This window comes from Mycobacterium sp. NGS64 (genome assembly GCF_059812245.1).
Genome location: NZ_JCALCI010000013.1, coordinates 39,467 through 56,865, shown reverse-complemented (window position 1 = coordinate 56,865; position 17,399 = coordinate 39,467). Strand labels below are relative to the sequence as shown.

18 protein-coding genes are annotated in these 17,399 nt (G+C 67.3%); 8 read left to right on the top strand and 10 right to left on the bottom strand.

Going from position 1 to position 17,399, the window contains the following annotated elements; translation table 11 throughout:
* Nucleotides 1-20: 20 nt before the first annotated feature.
* Nucleotides 21-1,622 carry an arylsulfatase gene (locus AC5Y4S_RS27495; RefSeq protein ID WP_500035721.1) on the bottom strand — a complete coding sequence of 534 codons (1,602 nt, stop codon included), beginning with the start codon at nucleotides 1,620-1,622 and terminating at the stop codon, nucleotides 21-23.
* A gap of 98 nt (nucleotides 1,623-1,720) precedes the next feature.
* On the opposite strand from AC5Y4S_RS27495, the gene AC5Y4S_RS27490 reads away from it, so the two are divergent.
* Complete coding sequence (locus AC5Y4S_RS27490) at nucleotides 1,721-2,740, top strand: NAD(P)H-dependent flavin oxidoreductase (protein ID WP_500035720.1); 1,020 nt, start codon at nucleotides 1,721-1,723, stop codon at nucleotides 2,738-2,740.
* A 25-nt stretch (nucleotides 2,741-2,765) separates the two neighbouring features.
* Here the strand turns inward: AC5Y4S_RS27490 and AC5Y4S_RS27485 are convergent, their stop codons facing one another.
* From AC5Y4S_RS27485 to AC5Y4S_RS27475, 3 genes are all read right to left on the bottom strand, one after another.
* Entirely contained in the window at nucleotides 2,766-2,990 is a 225-nt protein-coding gene (locus AC5Y4S_RS27485) for a hypothetical protein (protein ID WP_068110900.1), read from the bottom strand.
* 141 nt (nucleotides 2,991-3,131) lie between these two features.
* Nucleotides 3,132-4,127, bottom strand: a complete 996-nt coding sequence (locus tag AC5Y4S_RS27480; RefSeq protein ID WP_500035719.1) for an alpha/beta fold hydrolase — start codon at nucleotides 4,125-4,127, stop codon at nucleotides 3,132-3,134.
* Between the two features lie 154 nt (nucleotides 4,128-4,281).
* Nucleotides 4,282-5,439 (bottom strand): serine/threonine-protein kinase, encoded by a 1,158-nt coding sequence (locus AC5Y4S_RS27475; protein WP_500035718.1) that lies wholly within the window; start codon nucleotides 5,437-5,439, stop codon nucleotides 4,282-4,284.
* A 245-nt stretch (nucleotides 5,440-5,684) separates the two neighbouring features.
* Here AC5Y4S_RS27475 and AC5Y4S_RS27470 point away from each other — a divergent pair, with 245 nt between their 5' ends.
* Nucleotides 5,685-5,981 (top strand): hypothetical protein, encoded by a 297-nt coding sequence (locus AC5Y4S_RS27470; protein WP_500035717.1) that lies wholly within the window; start codon nucleotides 5,685-5,687, stop codon nucleotides 5,979-5,981.
* On the opposite strand, the gene AC5Y4S_RS27465 is transcribed toward AC5Y4S_RS27470, so the two are convergent.
* From AC5Y4S_RS27465 to AC5Y4S_RS27450, 4 genes are all read right to left on the bottom strand, one after another.
* Nucleotides 5,978-7,246 carry an amidohydrolase family protein gene (locus tag AC5Y4S_RS27465; RefSeq protein ID WP_500035716.1) on the bottom strand — a complete coding sequence of 423 codons (1,269 nt, stop codon included), beginning with the start codon at nucleotides 7,244-7,246 and terminating at the stop codon, nucleotides 5,978-5,980. The two genes, AC5Y4S_RS27470 and AC5Y4S_RS27465, sit on opposite strands and share 4 nt — an antisense overlap.
* 124 nt (nucleotides 7,247-7,370) lie before the next feature.
* Entirely contained in the window at nucleotides 7,371-8,144 is a 774-nt protein-coding gene (locus tag AC5Y4S_RS27460; RefSeq protein ID WP_500035715.1) for a class II aldolase/adducin family protein, read from the bottom strand.
* The gene (locus AC5Y4S_RS27455; RefSeq protein WP_500035714.1) at nucleotides 8,131-9,744 is read right to left on the bottom strand and encodes a class I adenylate-forming enzyme family protein; all 1,614 of its coding nucleotides are present in this window, start codon (nucleotides 9,742-9,744) and stop codon (nucleotides 8,131-8,133) included. The genes AC5Y4S_RS27460 and AC5Y4S_RS27455 overlap by 14 nt, the downstream gene beginning before the upstream one ends.
* A gap of 49 nt (nucleotides 9,745-9,793) precedes the next feature.
* The gene (locus AC5Y4S_RS27450) at nucleotides 9,794-10,099 is read right to left on the bottom strand and encodes a hypothetical protein (RefSeq protein WP_500035713.1); all 306 of its coding nucleotides are present in this window, start codon (nucleotides 10,097-10,099) and stop codon (nucleotides 9,794-9,796) included.
* Nucleotides 10,100-10,162: 63 nt separating this feature from the next.
* Between AC5Y4S_RS27450 and AC5Y4S_RS27445 the strand changes: the two genes are divergently transcribed.
* Complete coding sequence (locus AC5Y4S_RS27445) at nucleotides 10,163-10,660, top strand: hypothetical protein (RefSeq protein ID WP_500035712.1); 498 nt, start codon at nucleotides 10,163-10,165, stop codon at nucleotides 10,658-10,660.
* A 26-nt stretch (nucleotides 10,661-10,686) separates the two neighbouring features.
* Nucleotides 10,687-11,034 (top strand): SHOCT domain-containing protein, encoded by a 348-nt coding sequence (locus tag AC5Y4S_RS27440; protein WP_500035711.1) that lies wholly within the window; start codon nucleotides 10,687-10,689, stop codon nucleotides 11,032-11,034.
* A 15-nt stretch (nucleotides 11,035-11,049) separates the two neighbouring features.
* Here AC5Y4S_RS27440 and AC5Y4S_RS27435 read toward each other — a convergent pair whose 3' ends face one another.
* Complete coding sequence (locus AC5Y4S_RS27435) at nucleotides 11,050-11,790, bottom strand: SDR family oxidoreductase (RefSeq protein ID WP_500035710.1); 741 nt, start codon at nucleotides 11,788-11,790, stop codon at nucleotides 11,050-11,052.
* 33 nt (nucleotides 11,791-11,823) lie between these two features.
* On the opposite strand from AC5Y4S_RS27435, the gene AC5Y4S_RS27430 reads away from it, so the two are divergent.
* A complete protein-coding gene (locus tag AC5Y4S_RS27430) occupies nucleotides 11,824-12,675 on the top strand; it encodes a DMT family transporter (RefSeq protein WP_500035709.1) in 852 nt (283 codons plus the stop codon).
* 189 nt (nucleotides 12,676-12,864) lie between these two features.
* Here the strand turns inward: AC5Y4S_RS27430 and AC5Y4S_RS27425 are convergent, their stop codons facing one another.
* Nucleotides 12,865-15,138 carry an MMPL family transporter gene (locus tag AC5Y4S_RS27425; protein WP_500035708.1) on the bottom strand — a complete coding sequence of 758 codons (2,274 nt, stop codon included), beginning with the start codon at nucleotides 15,136-15,138 and terminating at the stop codon, nucleotides 12,865-12,867.
* Nucleotides 15,139-15,243: 105 nt separating this feature from the next.
* Between AC5Y4S_RS27425 and AC5Y4S_RS27420 the strand changes: the two genes are divergently transcribed.
* The 3 genes from AC5Y4S_RS27420 to AC5Y4S_RS27410 are packed head-to-tail and all read left to right on the top strand — an operon-like array spanning nucleotide 15,244 to nucleotide 17,398.
* Nucleotides 15,244-15,699 carry a helix-turn-helix domain-containing protein gene (locus AC5Y4S_RS27420; RefSeq protein ID WP_500035707.1) on the top strand — a complete coding sequence of 152 codons (456 nt, stop codon included), beginning with the start codon at nucleotides 15,244-15,246 and terminating at the stop codon, nucleotides 15,697-15,699.
* Entirely contained in the window at nucleotides 15,699-16,202 is a 504-nt protein-coding gene (locus tag AC5Y4S_RS27415; RefSeq protein ID WP_500035706.1) for a hypothetical protein, read from the top strand. Before AC5Y4S_RS27420 ends, AC5Y4S_RS27415 begins: the two co-directional genes overlap by 1 nt.
* A complete protein-coding gene (locus AC5Y4S_RS27410; RefSeq protein ID WP_500035705.1) occupies nucleotides 16,199-17,398 on the top strand; it encodes an MAB_1171c family putative transporter in 1,200 nt (399 codons plus the stop codon). The genes AC5Y4S_RS27415 and AC5Y4S_RS27410 overlap by 4 nt, the downstream gene beginning before the upstream one ends.
* Nucleotide 17,399: the final 1 nt, after the last annotated feature.

The window sequence follows — 17,399 nt, the reverse complement described above, 5'->3', positions numbered from 1 at the left end:
GGCTATCGAAGAAATCCGCTTTACAGCTCGGCGTCGAACACCGAGATGCGATCGACGATCACGCCGGTCTCCTCGACATAGCGATCCCAGAGCGCCAGCAGCTCGGCCAGCTTGTCGGGTCGCTCGGCGGCCAGATCCTCGATCTCGCCCGGGTCGACGGACAGGTCGTACAGCTGCCAGGCGCCCGGACCGTACGGCGCGGGCAGATAAACCGCCTTCCAGTCACCCTGACGGATCGCCCTGCGCCCGAACAACTCCCAACCGGTGCCCGTTTCCGCGTCGTGGACCGCTTCGCTGTCGCACGACAGGTATGGCACCAGGGAACGGCCCCGCATCGGCGCGACTTCGCGGCCCCGGTAGGCGGTGCCCGGGTGCGCGACACCGGCGAGCTCGAGCACCGTCGGGGCGATGTCCATGACGGTCGTGAAGGCCGTGCCGATTTCGGCCTGCCGGGCGAAACCGGGCCAGGTCACGAAGCCCACAACCCGGATCCCGCCCTCGGTGGTGAACGCCTTGTGCAGTCGGGACGGCGCGGTGGCCGCCTGCGCCCAGCGCGGGCCATACCAGATGAACGAGGTGGGCCCGCCCAGGTTGTCGAGGCTGTTGTCGCAGTACTTTTCGATCTGCGCGACGATCTGGGCGCCGCGCAGCGGCATCGCCTCGACCATCGCACCCTCCGCTCCGTTGTCGGACAGGAAGATCACGACGGTGTTGTCCAGTTCGCCGGTGTCGGACAGGTAGTCGATGACCCGGCCGATGTTCTGATCCATCCGGTCGACCATCGCGGCGTAGACCTCCATGCTGCGGGCCGAACGCGCGCGCTCGTCGTCGGTCATGTCGGCCCATTCGGGGGCGCCGTCGGCTACGACCGGATGCGGCTCGACGTCGGGCGGGCACAGGCCAAGCTTCTTCAGCGCCGCCAGTCGGGCCTCGCGCAATTCGTCGGGCCCGGCGTCGTAGCGGCCGTGATAGGTCGCGATGGTCTCGCCCGGCGCCTGCAACGGCCAGTGCGGGGCCTGAAATGGCAGGTAGGCAAAGAATGGACGGTCATCGTCGTCGGAGCGCTCGCGGAAGTAGCGCAGCAGGGTGTCGACGTAGTAGTCGGAGGAGTAGAAGTCGTCACCAACGGTGACGAACTGGTCATCCTCGGTGTAAAGCGTTGCCACGGGCGAAAACCCGCCGCCCACCGCGGGGCCGTAGTGGCTGGCGCCGGCCGGCAGCAAGGCGAACGAGCGCTCGAACCCGCGGGCCCACGGCGACGTTTCGATGGTGTCGCCCAGGTGCCATTTGCCCGACATCAGCGTCAGATATCCGGCGTCGCGCAGCAGCTCAGGCAGGGCCACGACCCGGTCGTTGAGGTAGCCCTCGTAGCCGGGGGCGCCGCGGAACTCGGGGATCGCGACCTCGAGCATCGTGCCGATGCCGGCGATGTGGTGGTCGGTGCCGGTCAACAGCATCGCCCGGGTGGGCGAGCACGCCGGGGCGGAGTGGAAGTCGGTGAACCGGACGCCGGCGTAGGCCAGCCGGTCCAGGTTCGGCGTATTGATCTCGCCGCCGAAAGCACCGATGTCGGAATATCCGAGGTCGTCCGCCACGATGACTAGAAAGTTGGGCCGCTTCACGGTGAAGCATCCTGTCAGGTCGGACGCCGGGATGGAATGGCAACGCTTCGCCGATATTCTCAGGGCAGCGTGTGATCCGGACTCGAAGGGGGACTGCGATGCTGGAACAGTTCGGGATGTCGATACCGCTGGTCGCCGCCCCGATGGCCGGCGGGCCGACTACGCCGGCGATGGTGTCGGCCGCGACCCAGGCCGGCGCCCTCGGCATGCTGGCGGCCGGGTACAAGACCGTCGACGCCGTCGAGGCGGAGATCAAGAAGGTGCGTGCCGAGGGAATTCCGTTCGGGATCAACCTCTTTGCGCCCAATCCCCTGCCCGTCGACCCCGACAGCTACCGCGCCTACGCAGCCATCGTCCAAGAGGAGGCCGATCAGTTCGGCCTGACGCTTCCAAGCGAGCCGATCGACGACACCGACCGCTTCGACGAGAAGATCGCGCTGCTGCTCGACGACCCGGTGCCGTTGGTGTCGTTCACGTTCGGGATACCGCCGCGCGAGGTGATCACCGCCCTGAAGAAGGCCAACACCGTTGTGGTGCAGACCGTGACGACGCCCGACGAGGCGGCGCAGGCGCGCGACGCGGGGGTCGACATGCTCGCCGTGCAGGCGGCGACGGCCGGCGGGCATTCGGGCACGCTCTCGCCCCGCAGGCCGTTGACACCTGTCCCGATCGTCGACCTCGTCGCGCAGATCGTCGCGACGGTACCGCTGCCGGTGATGGCCGCCGGTGGCCTCGCCACTCCGGCCGCGGTGGCCGACGTGATCCGCGCCGGCGCCGTGGCGGCCGCGGTCGGGACGGTTCTGCTCCGCGCCACCGAGAGCGGCGCCTCCGCCACCCACCAGGCCGCCCTCATGGATCCGGCTTACAGCGAGACCGTGATCACCCGGGCCTTTACCGGCCGGCCGGCCCGCGGCCTGCGCAACGCGTTCATCGATGCCCACGAGGCGCAGGCGCCGCTGGGCTACCCGGCGATTCACTACCTCACCAGCCCGATGCGCAAGGCCGCCGCCGCGGCGGGCAAGCCGGACTACGTCCACCTCTGGGCGGGCACCGGGTATCGGCACGCCACCGCCGACCCCGCGGCGGACATCCTGCGGCGGTTGGCCTCCGACCTCTGACCGGCTACCGGCCGGGGCCGGGAAATCAGTTGCTCAGATACAGGTACCAGAGGCCGTCGGAATGCTGAACGCAGGAGAAATGGGTGAAGGTGCCGGGATGGTTGACCTCGACGTGGGGGCCGTCTACCTCGCACGCGGCCTGGGTCGCGTAGTTGCCTTCGACCTGAATCTCTTCGGCGTTGCTGATGCCGACGCCGGTGGTCAGCAGCCCGCAGAACGCCAAAGCACCGGCGGCAACGATCTTCCTCATGGGGCAACCTCCAGTTCGCTTCCGCCCCGGGGCGGAGAAGTCAGCCAATTGCGATGGCCCGACGTTAGCGAGCCGCGGGCGTTCCCGCACAGCAAACGAAAAGAATTTGCACGCTCATAACATTCGACATGCCGCCGGCGGTCAACTGGCCGCGCCACGGGCCGGCCGGCGCCGCATGGACATCACGCCGTCGATCGCCGCGCTGACGCACTCCGCGTCCTCTTCCAGCAGCATGTGCCCGGCGGTGGGCCGGTGCAGGTGGGTGGCGCCCGGGATGGCGGCCGCCAGCTCACGCGCGTGCTCGGCCGGCGTGGTTCGGTCCGCTCCCCCGCTGATGACGACCGTGTTCGCGGCGATCGCGGAGAGCCCGTCGTATTGGTCGTACCGCTTCAGGCTGGGCAGGAAGCCGGCCGCCGTCGTCAAGGAGATCGTGCGGATCGCGGATTGGGTCACCGCTGCGGCGCCGTTGCGCTCGACGCCGGAATATCGGATGAGGCCTTCGCAGACGGGCCGCACCAGCCCGTTGATCGCCTGATCCGTCGCCCGTCGCGGCATGTGGTGCACGAGATCGAACAGCGCGCCCGTGGCCCGGCTGGCCAGCAAGCGGCCCAGGCCGCGCTCGGTGAGCCGGCCCGCCGCCGTCGCCACCAGGACGAGGCCCTGCGGTTCCACCGGGCGATCGGCGGCCGGCCGCGCCAGGTAGGCCAGGGCCGTCATCCCGCCCATCGAGTGGCCTGCCAGGGTCAGCGGGCCGCTCACGCGCAGAACGGCGAGGACGTCGGCGAGGTCGGCGGCGAGCCGGTCGATCTGGTAGGTGTGCATGTCGGCCCCGGTCGAACGGCCGTGGCCGCGGTGGTCGTAGGTGATGATTCGCACGCTGTCGCCCCACCGGCGCACCAGGTGGCGGACCTGAAGGGCCCAGCTCGACTGGGTCAGGCACAGGCCGTGCATCAGGACGACGGTGTGATCCCGGGCGCCGGCGGCACCGTAGTCACGGACCGCGAGCCGCACGCCGTCACTGGCGATGACCGTGCGCTCGACATAGCCGTCCCGCCGCGTGGGCAGTCGCTGCGGAAGCGCAGCGGGCGTCCCGCTGTAGGCGTTTGATCCCGTAGTCAGTTCCGGCTGAGTGAACACGGCGCGCTCCTGGTCGGTGTCTCTGTCGAGGGGGTCTCGACACCTTGTTCACTCGAACCTACGGAGCGATGACGGCGCAGACGCGCTTGTGCGCGATAGCCACGCAACGAGCGATTATCAGCTTTTGCGCATTGTGCGCGTGGCTTTGAAAGCCCTAATCTCCGCCGCCGCCGTGTCCCTTGCCATGGCCCTTGCCGGGGCCGTGGCGCGGCGGAGGCGCGGGTTCTGGCGTGGGAGTGGGTGGTGGCGGCACCGGATTGCTAACGGGCTCGGGCGACGGGGAGCTCGTACTCACCGGATTGGCGGGCGCGCTCGAGGGTGCGGGATCGGACGCGATCGCGAACGGGACAACGATCATTGCCGCCAGGACGGCCGCGGCGGCGACCAGCTTCTTCGTCCGGCCGCCCGGCCGCGGATTCCGCCGCGGTAGCGGCATCTCGAGCACCTTGGTCGGCGGGCGCAGCGGCGCGGAGAGCGGCACGCCGGCAACGATCGCCGTCCCACGACCGTGCAGCGCTCCCCGCATCTCCTCGGCGCCGCCGAATCGCTGTCGGGGGTCGGGCGCCATCGCGCGTTCGATCGCGGTGATAAGGGCGGGATCGACGTCGGGTCGCAGCAGGGCCAGCGGCGGCGGCCGGTCGTGCAGGATGGCGCGGGCCAGGGCGCCCATGTTGTCCTGCGGGAAGGGGCGACGCCCCGCGAGCGCCTCATAGCCGACCACCCCGACGGCGTAGAGGTCATCGGCCACGCTCGCGGGTGCCCCCGCGAGCCGCTGGGGACTCAGGTAGGCGATGGTGCCGAAGACCTGGCCCGTCATCGTGTGGGCGACCGCCTCGTGGGTTTTGGCGATCCCGAAGTCGGCGACCTTCATGGCCTCGCCGTCGGCGCCGACCAGGATGTTTCCGGGCTTGATGTCCCGATGCAGGATCGCCGCGCGGTGCGCGGCCGTCAGCGCGGCGAGAACGTTGTCGAGGGTGGCTCGGACGTGTGGGACCGGAAGCGGACCGCGGGCGATCTGGTCGGCCAGCGAACTGCCCGGCAACCGCTCCATCACGATGAAAGGTATGCCGTCGTGCTCGCCGCAGTCGTGAACCGCCACGATGTTCGGATGATTCAGCGCCGCGGCCGCGCGCGCCTCCGCGTCGAATCGGTTCCGAATGTCGGGCTGCGCGTTGAACACCGGGTGCAAAAGCTTGATGGCGACGGGCCGGTTAAGTCGGGTGTCCCAGCCGTCGCGAACTTCGGCCATGCCTCCCAGGCCCAGCCTGCCGCGCACCTCGTAGCGGCCGGCCAGCAACGCGAGGGTGTTCATTCGCCTGCCAATCCCACTGCTTGTCTGACGGTCGGGCTTTGAACGCGAGGACCGACGTCCCCGGTCGGCTACCCAGAGCCCGGCGGTTCAAAACGCGCGCCCCAGACTGCCGCGACCAGAGCTTTTGCGCATTGTGTTCGGTCGATGCGACGTGTTCGCCATCCGGTCGGGGCCTCGCTCCGAACGACTAACGAGCAGTTGTTGTCGGGGTCGATGCCGTTGGGTCGAAGAGGGAGGCTGTCTTGATGGGAATTGCGACGCTCAAAACGGTTGCCGCCGGGGATGGTTCACCGCAGTCCCCGTCCGGATACTGCTACTACCTGGTGTTCCACGCGGTCGCGACGGCGCTGCTGCTCGTCACGTTGGTGGCCGCCATCTGGCAGTTCATGAACTGGATTGCGGAGCCGTCGTGCCCGAGGGACGTGTCGCTGGCGTCCGTGTCGTCGTCCCTGCCGGCGCCGGTGGGCGCGTCGCACCACCTTTCGGCGCGCGGCGACACTGGTTGCCCGTGTCCCCACGAGCGTCAGCACGAAAAGGCCTAGAACGCATCGGGATTGCGCTGGACCTCGACCGGCACGGGATGCCGGTACAGCCGAGACGCGTTCTCCCAACTGAACTTTCGGATCACGTCCGGTGGCAAATCGCCGATCTGTTCGTGGATCGTCTCCTGGGTGTGGGGCCAGGTGGAGTCGCAGTGCGGGTAGTCGGCCTCCAGCATGATGTTGTCAGCGCCGATCCGATCGCGCTGCACGAACGACGATTTGTCTTCCACCGCGCAGAACCAGAAGTTGCGGGTGAAAACCTCTGCGGGAGTGAGGCTTTCGCCGAGTGTCTGCCAGGTGCCATACATGGCGTGGTAGCCGAGCATGTGGTCGAGGCGGTCCAGCAAGCCCGCGACCCAGCCGATTCCGCCCTCCGACAAGCAGATCTTCAGGTTGGGGAACCTGCTGGGCAGGCCGGAGTACAGCCAGTCTACCGCCGCGGAAATGGCGTAGGCGAAGAACAGCACGCCCTGGACGTCCGGCGGCGCGTCGTCGGTGGTGGAGGGCGAGGAGCCCGACGAGCCGATATGCAGGTTCACCACGGTGTCCGTCTCGGCGCACGCCGCCATCATCGGGTCCCAGTGGCCGGAGTGGATGCTCGGCAACCCGAGCATCGCCGGGTTCTCGCTGAAAGTGACGGCGTGAAAGCCGCGTTCGGCGTTCTCATAGATCATCTTGGCGCCGAGTTCGGGGTCCAGCAGCCACGGCAGCTGACACGGGATGATGCGTTCGGGATACGAGCCCGCCCACACCTCGAGGTGCCAGTCGTTCCATGCCCGCACCGACGCCAGCGCCAGGTCGCGGTCCGTGGTGACCTGCTGCAGCCGCTGGCCTGCGAACCCCGGCAGGAATGAGGGAAAGTTGAGCGAGGCGTAGATGCCGTTGAGGTCCATGTCTTTGACGCGCGCGTGGATATCCCATGCGCCCCTGCGCATCTCGTCGAACCGGACCGGCTCGAAGCCGTACTCGGCCACCGGGCGCCCGACGACGGCGTTGAATCCGACGTTGGGCAGTTCCCGGCCGTCGTACACCCAGGTCTGCCCCCCGGTGCCGGTCTCCACGACTTTTGGGGCGCGGTCGGCGAACTTGCGGGGCAGGCGCCCGGTAAAGGTGTCGGGCGGTTCGACGATGTGGTCGTCCACCGAGATCACCGTGTAGCGCCGTGGCGCGCGGGGCGGATCGGGCAGGAAGGTAACCGAGCGGTCGCCGCCCGTCTTCGCGGTGGTGAAGCTCAGGTCGCCGGCCAGCTCATCGATCGATTTCACTCGTCAATCTCCTTGCGGGGCAGGGCGGTTGAGTGTGCGCTGACAGCTTTGACTGTGCGCCCAGGGCGGGAATCTGGGCCGAAACGCGCCCAGGGGACACACGCAACGCCCACGTTTCACACGGTTACGAGAGGACATCGGGATCGGCCTTGATGGTCATCCGGGCCGCCCCCGCCCAGTACACGTCGGCGGCGCGCTCGATCAGCGACCGCTGCATGCCGGCCATGTCCGACCAGTTCATCTTCACCGGTTCCCGGCCGGTGAGCATGACGTCGTAGGCCAGCTTGCAGACCCGTTCGATCGACGCCGCCCGGTACACGGCTTCCGGCAGGTTGCGACCCGTCGCGATGACGCCGTGGTTGGCCAGGATCGTGAGGTTGGCGCCCCCGATGCGCGCGGCGAGATCCGCGGCGCGCGCGGGGCTGTCGACTTCCCCGTCGTACGTGTCGACCAGGCACAGGTCGTCGAGGTAGAGCGAACCGGTTTGGTGGACGAGTTCGGGAAGCCTGCCCAACGCGGCGAGCACACACACGTAGTAGGGGTGGTTGTGGATGACGACCCGGGCGTCGTCGCGCACGCGGTGCAGTTCGGTGTGGATGTGGATGGCCGGGGTGACATCCCATCGACCGCGGACCACCCGCGCCTCGCTGTCCACCACGCAGATGTCCGAGGCGGTGAGCTCCTGCCACCACAGCCCCCACGGATTGACGAACATGTCCGTCTGGCCGTCGAGCTGCCAGGTGATGTGTCCGGCCATGTTTTCCGCGAAGCCGATGCCGGCGAGGTGACGGAAGGCCACGGCAAGCGCCTGCTCGTTGGACAGGTCGACGCCGATCGGGGGCACCACCGACGGCGCCCACACCTCGACGCCACCTCGACGTGCGTTAGGAGCGTTCATGATCCGCCTCCGTCCTGATTCGAATATCCTCGCGCAGCTGGCCTTTGGCAATCTTGCCGCCGGACGATCGAGGCAGCTCGTCGACCACGATGAGCCTTTCGGGCAGCAGCTCCTTGGAGACACCCAGCGCCAACAGGTGCTCGACGAGCTCCGGCAGATCGACGGACCGCGATTCGACGAGTTCGGCGTAGAGGCAGACCTTTTCACCGAACACCGGATCGGGCATCGCGACGGCCGCCGCTACCGCGATCGCGGGGTGGGTGGTGGCGGCGTCCTCGACCTGGCTCGCGCTGATGTTCTTCCCGCCGCGCACGATGAAGTCGGACGTTCGGCCGGTGACGCTCAGATAGCCGTCCGCGTCGATCTCGCAGATGTCGCCCATGCGCATCCACCCGTCGGCGGTGAACAGCTTGTCGTGGTCGGTCCCGCCCAGGTACCCGAGGCTCGTCGCCGGGCCCCGACATGCGGGCTGTCCGCGCCCCGTCGCGGTGACGTCCCGGTCGCCGTCGAAGAGCCGAACCGCCATCTCCGGGACTATCCGGCCGCCGGTGCGCAGTCGACGTTCCCGGGGGTCGTCGACCGTGGTCGCGCTCAGCATCCCGGTCTCGTTCGAGCCGTAGAACTGCAAGATCTTCGCGCCAGTGAGGTCCTCGAACTCCGCGGCGGGCCGGTAGGGCAGCGACTCACCGCCCGCGAAAACGACGCGCAGCGAACCCAGGTCGTGTTCGCGAGACGCCGGGTCCGCCATCAGCATCGTCAGTTGCGTGCTGACACAACACAGCACGGTGACCCGGTGGCGGGCGATCGCCGCACACGCCGCGGACGCGGTGAACCTCGGCAGGATCACCGCTGTGGCGCCGAGGTAAATCGGCGTCGTGTGGCTGGTCCATAGTCCGAACCCGAACGGCGTCGGTATCACCGGCAGGAAGACGTCGTCCGGTGTCAGCAACCCGTTGGCGACGGCCTTCTGGTGAAAGTAGTGCCAACGGTTTTGCGTGTGCACGACGCATTTGGGCAGGCCGGTGGTCCCGGAGGTGGAGTTGATCAGGAAGACGTCGTCGGGACCCAGTTGTGTCGCCGTGGCCACCGCCCTGGGCTCCGCGTCGACGTTCAGCCGCAGCGCGCCCGGATCGCCGTCCAGGACCAGCGCGGATTCGCCGGCTACGCCCACCGCGGCGTCGGCGCGCTGTGCGTCGCTGACCAGGATCTTCGGCCGCGCGTTGCGCAGGATCGCGGCGACCTCGCGGGTCCCGGCGCGCGCGCCGATGCCGACCACGACGGCACCGCACCGTTCGATCGCGACGAACAGCACGTGGATGGCGGCGGAGTCGCCGTGCCACACCGCGACCCGATCACCGCGCGCCACACCGACACCGGCCAGCAGCTCGGCTAATTGTGTTGCGGCACAGTCGAATTCGTGCCATGACAGCGACTTCCCGGGATGGTCGACGTAGGCGGTACGGTCCGGCGCCGATCGGGCGTTCTGGCGCACCGCGTCCGACAGGGTCAAATCGGACCACCAGCCGGCGGCGCGAAACAGGGCCGGGTCCTCGTCGGTGAATGCCGGCGAGCCCACGGTATCCAGCCCACCTGCGCTCATTCGCAAATGATAGGAAAGCCGCTCGGGTCCTGGTCAGGAAGCCCGGTCGCTACGGATTTTGCGGGGGCGGAGCGTCGTGTTGGTTGGCGCCCGCGGTCCCCGGATGCGGGTGCGGCGTGGGACAGGTGCGGTGCGGAATGCAGCCACAGTTCAGGCCGATGATGCAGGCGCCGCCGCCGACGGGCTGTACCGGTATCGCGCCGCCCCCATCGCCGGGAGCGGGCGCGACACTCGAGGACTGGGCCGTCGTGCCGCTCGGCGACTGACCAGCGCCCGCGACGCCGAGCCCGACCGCAAGCACGACAGCGGCGGAACCGCAGACCGCGGCCGCCGTACGGCGCGTGCGGTTCGTCATGGCAGTCAACTGTAGTTTCTTTTCAGAAGATGCGCATCGCGGCAAGCGGAGGGCAGCGGCAGGATGAAATACCCACGGGCTTCCCATTTGTGGCCGGGGCTGCTGAGCGGCGCCGCCGCGGGGGCCGCCGGTACCACCGCGCTCAACGTGATCACCTATCTCGACATCGCGGTGCGCGGCCGGCCGACGAGCTCCACGCCCGAACGGACCGTCGAGGCGATGGCGAAGCTGTTCGGCCTGACGGTGCCGGGATCCGGTGACGTCCTGGCCAACCGGCTGCTCGGCCTGGGCGCGCTGACCGGGTATGCGGCGGGGATCGGGATGGGCCTGATCCTCGGGCTGGCTTACGCGCTGGGCTGGCGCCCGAACCTCGTGGTCGCCACGCTGGTCGCGACGGCGATCGCCCTCATCGGCACCAACGGGCCGATGACCGTGCTCGGCGTGACCGACCCGCGAACCTGGGGCGTCGTCGGCTGGATCAGCGATTTGGTTCCGCACTTCGGCTACGGCGTCGTCACCGCCCTGGTGCTGGACTATCTTTGCCGCAGTTGGGATCGGTAGCCACAGGCCCGGTTTCCACTTGCCGCATGAAGACCAAGGCCGCTGTCCTGTTGTCCGGCGCGCTGATCGCCCTGCTGCTCGTCTCGCGCTACTTCGCTCTGAGCCGCGCGGGTGTGTCGCTGGGGTGGCTGCTCTACCTCGGGCTGCCGATCACCGCGGGCGGTGTGCTCTTCGCGCTCCGGTTCGTCAACCTCGGCTCGGGATGGGGCGTCAGCGACACGAGGCAGCCTGCGCACCCGACAGCGCATTCGTATCCGGACCCGCCGGTGCCGGTCCCCGAGCGCTTCAGGGAACTGGAGGCGCTGCGCGCCGCCGGCGCGATCTCCGAGTCCGAGTACACCGCGAAGCTGGCCCGCATCCTCTCGCAGATGTGAGGTTGCCTTGCGCCGCTAACCCTGGACGGTGGGGCGGATAGCGATCTCACCAATCTCGACGTCGTGGGGCTGCTCGATCGCGAATGCCACGGCGCGCGCCACCGCCGCGGGCGACAAACCGAAGTCGCTCATGGTGCCCCGGATCTGGTCACGCAGGTCCGCATCGTCGATCGAACCGTCGAGCTCGGTGTCGACGAATCCCGGTGATATCGAAGTGGTTCGGATGACGCCATCGGTCGACTCTTGGCGCAGGCCTTCCATGACGGTACGTACGGCATTCTTCGTAGCCGCATACACCGCCATGGTGGGAACGATCTTCAACCCGGCGGTGGATACGGTCGTCACGAAGTGGCCGCGGCCCTGTCGGCGGAAAACCGGTAGCGCCGCGGCGATGCCGTGCAGCACCCCGCGCAGATTGACGTCGATCATCGCCGACCACCCATCGACGTCGAGGTCCGATACCGGCCCGATCTTGCTGATCCCGGCGTTGCTCACCAGTACGTCGAGGGAACCGAATTCATCGGACGCCGTCGCGACCAGCTGGTCGAGGTCCTCGAGGCGCGTCACATCGGTCTGACGGATGACGACGCCTCCCCCACCCTCGCGAATCTCGCGCGCGATCTCCTCGAGGCGCTCGACGCGGCGCGCACCGAGGACAACGCTGGCGCCGCGCTCGGCGAGCAGACGCGCGGTTGCCTCCCCTATCCCGCTGCTTGCACCGGCGATCGCTACAACTTTGCCTTCGACGCCAATCATCGAAGAATCCCTTCGTCTCGTATTGTCTAGTCCGTGCTCATCGGGTTCCTGCTCGCGCTGGGTTGCTCGGTGTGTTACGGCACCGCCACGGTATTGCAGGCGGTCGCCACCCGATCGGTGGAACCCGCCAGCAAGTCGGGGGTCGACGCGGTCCTGCTGATGCGGGCCATCCGGCAGTGGCGCTATATCGCCGGCATCGGCCTTGACGTCCTCGGGTTTCTGCTTCAGGTAATGGCGCTGCGGTTGGTGCCGATCTACGTCGTCGCCGCGGCGCTGGCGGCTTCGATCGCGGTCACCGGCATCGTGTCGGCGTGGGTGCTGTCGGCGCGGCTGTCCGCGACGGAATGGACGGCCGTCGCGGTGGTCTGCGCGAGCCTCGTCGTGCTCGCGTGCGCGGCGGGGCCGGGGCACTTTCGCCACGCGCCGGCCGGACTCGGTTGGGCGCTGATCGGTGTGGTCGCCGCGATATTCCTCATCGGCGCGGCGGCGGGCCGGTTGCATGATCGCGCCCGGGGCCTCGCCCTGGGCCTTTGCGCGGGAAGCGGATTCGGCGTCGTCGAAATCGCGGTGCGCCTGATGGACGTCGTCAACCCAACCAAGCTCGGCTTCTACACCCAGCCGGCCCTCTATGCGGGCGCGGGCGGCGGGGCCGCGGGATTTCTCCTGCTCACCTCCGCCCTGCACCGCGGTTCGGTGACGACGACGGTGGCGGCCATGGTCGTCGGCGAGACAATCGCTCCCGCGATCGTGGGCGTCGTCTGGCTGGGTGACTCCGCCCGCGACGGCCTCGGCTGGCTGGTGATCGCGGGATTCGTTGTGGCCGTGTCTGGAACGCTGGTATTGGCCCGGTTCGGCGAGGCGCCCACGCCCGCCGAGGCCGGGTGAGTCGTTTCGCTCTGGCCGCGGAAGCTATTCCGCTGCAGCCGATATAGCGCCCCTGAGTGGCGACCGAGTCCAGGGCGCCGACGACGCGGGTCGGTTTTCGTGCGCGGTGTCCAGCCGGCCGGAACCCGGGCATGCGAAAACGGCTAGGGGCCAACCCGATTGCGCCACCCGGTTACAGACCGGCTCCTGCTATTCATCCTCGGCCAAGTAACCAGGCGCATGGCCAGGCGCCACGTGCCTGGCGTGGCCGGCGGATTCGCTGATGCCGATGCGGTTGTGCAGCCAGGCTAGCGGTTTGGGGGTCCACCAGTTGGCGCGGCCCAGCAGGTGCATGAAGACCGGCAGCAGCACGGTGCGTATCACGGTCGCGTCCATGAGTACGGCCAGGGTCAGTCCGAGCCCGAACATCCTCATGAACGACACCTGCGAGGCGGCCAGCGCGGCAAACGAGATTGACATGACCAGCGCGGCGGCGGTGATCACGCGCCCGGTACGGGCCACGCCCAACGCCACGCTCACGTCGTTCGCGTCGCTGCTACGGGCCGATGCCAACCAGTACTCGCGAATCCGTGACACCAGGAACACCTCATAGTCCATGGATAGGCCGAACGCGATGCAGAACATCAGTACCGCCGTGTTGGCGATCAACGTTCCGGTAGACGTCGTCCCCAGGGCGTCAAGGTGGCCCTCTTGAAATATCCAAACCAGGGCACCGAACGTCGCCGTCAGCGATAACACGTTGAGGATCAACGCCTTGAGCGGCAGCACCACGCTACCGGTAAGCAAAAACAGCAGTACGAAGGTGACGACGGCGATAACTCCGACCGCCAGCGGCAGGCGCGAGGTGATGGCTTCGACGCTGTCGCGGTCGGCTTGCGCGAGGCCGGTGAGCTGGACTGACCGGCCACCGGGGCCCGGCATCTTTTGTAACCGGTCGAGTTGGGTGTCGGAGGCCGACGAATTCAACGGCGCGGAACTGACGACGGTCAAAAATGCACTGCCGCCGGCGATCCCAGTCGCGGCCTCCGGTGGCCCAACGTCGTGCCCGTTGATGAAGGTGCCGGCCGGAGCGGCTACCGCAGACACGTCGGGCACCCGAGACAGCTCGGCAGCGTAGCCGTCCAGGTCGGCCGGAACCAGGTCACGCGCGTTGGGGATGACGACCTGTATCGGAGGCGCGGAATCGTTGGCGAAACCGTTGCGAAGCTGGTCGCCCACCTGATGGGCGGACGCAGATCGCGGTAACAGGCGGTCGTCGGAATAGCCCCACTTCACGTGCAGGAATGGGAACCCCAGCAGCAGCAGCACGGCGAGCGCGGCCAGACCGATGGGCATCGCTCGGCGCATCACCAGCTTGGTTGACCGGTACCAGAACAGCTGTTCTGGTCGTCTCGGCAGCGGATCAGGTCGATGCAGCACCCGACGTGCCAGCCGGCGAACATCCAGGGAGTCCAGCCGAGGGCCCAATGCGGCAATCGCTGCCGGGGTCACCATGATCGCCGCGAGACCCGCGAATGCGACGGTTGCAACTCCGGCATAGGCGAACGATCTCAGGAAGTACATGGGGAACAACAGCATCACGGCCATCGACAACGCGACCGTAGTGGCGGAGAAGAGCACGGTTCGCCCAGCCGTGGCCATCGTCCCGATCAGTGCGTCGTTGGGAGTGGCTCCTTCGGCCAGCTCGTCGCGGTAGCGGCTGATGATCAACAGCGTGTAGTCGATGGCCAGCGCCAGGCCGAGCGCGGTGGTCAGGTTGAGCGCCAAAATCGAGACGTCCGTGGTGAAAGTCAGCAACCGCAGTATCGACATGGAACCGACGATGGCGATCAGCCCCACGGCGACCGGCAGCCCTGCCGCGAGCAGTCCGCCGAACACCCACACCAGTGCCAGGAGGCTCAACGGGATTGCAATGGCCTCCATCAACGCCAGGTCGCGCTTGGTTTGATCGTTAACCTGCGCGTAGACCATCGCCATGCCCCCCGCGCGCACGGCGACCCCGTCGCGGTTGCTCCCGACCTGATCGGACAGCGTTTTTGCGTACTTCGGTGCATTGTTTTCCCCGCCCTTGAGGTTGGCCATGATCAGGCCGGACTTGCCGTCCTTGCTGACCAGCCCGGCGGCGGCCTGTGGTGCCGCGGTCCACAGGGAGGACACGTTGAACACGTAAGGGGATCGCAGTAGGTCGTCGACGATGTCGGTGCCGACCCGACGAGCTTGATCGCTGCGGGCACCTCCGGGCGCGGTCACCATCAGCAGCAACTGCTGATCGCTATGACCGAACTTGTCGGCCAACAGCCCGCTGGCCTGGGCCGACTCCGATCCCGGATCCCGGAGGCCGCCTACCGACAGGCTCGAAGCGACCGGGGCGCCAAAGACCGATGCCCCGATTAGGATCAGCAAGGCGACGACGATGACCCGCCGTGGCGCGGCGATAGCCAACAGCGTGATCCGGTGCAGCATGTCGTGTCCTTCCAAGGTTTGTCGCCCAGGCATTGCCCGACGTACCATCCTCAAACGAATAACATGAGTACACGCCGATGGCGCTCAGTTTAAACAGGAGTACACATGGACGCCGACGAAGGTGCGGAGAAGGGCGATCTGGCGGCCCGTCTCGACAAGCTTTTCGAGGTAATGCGTCGGCCGGACACGCCGCCACTGTCGAATGCCGCCGCCGCGGCCGCGATCACCAGCCAAACCGGTGTCTCGATCAGCCCGGCCTACCTATGGCAACTCAGGAGCGGAGTCAAGGACAACCCGACGGTCCAGCATTTGCGCGCCATCGCCGAGTTTTTCGGAGTACCGGCCAGCTATCTGGTTGATCGTGATCCGAACCCACAGATCGACGCCCAACTCAATCTATTGCAGGCGTTGCGTGACGGCGGCGTACGCGACTTGGCGATGCGTGCGAGCGGCCTCACTCCGCAGGCGCTCAACAGTGTGGCCCTGATACTTGACCGCGTTCGCGAACTTGAGCGGCTTCCGCCGATCGCGCACTCAGGCGGCGGTGAGGCGGAGGCCTAATGACACTTTCGAACGGTGACATCTTGGCGCTGGCGCGCCGCCAGCCGATCCCGGTCCCCTGGGACAGGGATGTCTTCATCCGGAATCTGGCTGAATTGCGGGGCCGCCCAATCAGATTAATTCCGACCGACACCGCCGCTCTGGCCGACAGTCCATGCGGACTGTGGCTGGCTCGCGACAACGACGACCTGATCCTGCACGAGATCGGGACCACCGATTACCACATCGACCAGATCGTGGGTCACGAGATCGGGCACATGCTCCTTGGTCACCACCGAAGTCCTGCTTTCGGCCCAGACAAGGGGCGCGAACATGACCTGTGCCGCCAGGTCTTGCCCGATATCGATCCTCAAACCGTGCACGCGGTGCTCGGACGCAGCAATGGCGGCAGCGAGCAAGAGCGCGATGCCGAAATGTTCGCTTCCCTGCTGATGATCGCAGCCGCCGAAGCCAACGAACGCTCGTCGATGATGATGCGTAGCGCCTTCTTCCATCGGCGATGACCTCCACCGTCCCAGGCTTCATCGCCTGGCCCGTGATCATCGCGATGGCGCTGCTCCTCGCCGCGCGCTTCCGCTGGTGCAGGACCAACCTCTACGAGAGGTACTACAGCAATCTGATGGTCTGGATCCTGCTGATCCAGCTCCTGCGTGAGCACGATGTAGAAGTCGTACTGTCCAAATCGGCCCTGTTGACCGTCACCACCGCCCAGCAATTATCCTCCGCGGCAATGATTTTCGCCGCCACCGAATTCATTGGCTTCACGATGTTGTGGACTCGGCTCTCACCGGTCGAAACGCGCCGGGGTCACCGCTATTACCGCCTGGCCGCGGTCATATTATGCGTGGCATACCTGGTCGCGGCCACCCGTGCCCGCGTTGCCGGTCAAACCCTTGAAGTCGCCGGCGGCTGGGACGGAGTCTTGGCCTGCAGCTTCTATACGGCCATGATTCTCCTTCTGGCGGCTCGGGCTATTCGGATGTTCGCAGCCGAGGTGCGAAAGAGCACGCAGAAACGTGACCTCTTCCTGGCCGTCGGCGGGCTACTGGTCGGTGTGCTGACCGCAGCAGCCTGCCTAGAAGCGCTGGTCTCGGCCGCAACCGATCAGCTCGGCTGGACCGACACCCTGAGGTTCCGGCTGTGGTTGCACAGCTTTGAGGCCTTTTGCATAGCGGTCATCGTGTATGGCTTCGGAGCTGTTCCGCTCGTAGCGCGAGTGCTGCGTTACCTCGGACTGGATCCCACCAGCCGCTCCTGGAAAAACCTGGCCGCCTTACGGGCAAGCTTGACGACGGTGGTCCCGGAAAGCAGTTTCAACCTCGACCACGACAATTATCGATTTCAAAAAACCACCCTGCAGCTACACCAAACCATTATCGAAATCCGCGACGCGATCCTGCACCTGCGTCCCTATTTCCGCGACATAGCGCCGCAGGAGCTGGCCCGGTTCCTCCAGGCAAACTCGGTGCCAACCGCCGAACACGACGCGGCGTCGCAAGCCTTACAACTGGCTCACGCCGCCAGAGCCAAGACCGCGGGCGCGACACCCGGATCCCCCGACGTGGCAACGATCCTGCGCGCCCGAGCGACAACCCTCGACGAGGAGGTCACCGAATTGTTGGCCCTGGCGAAATGGTGGAAGCCCGCCTTAGCGGCCACCGAACAGATCAGCCAGATTGCGCCCGCCGAGGCCGGGTGAG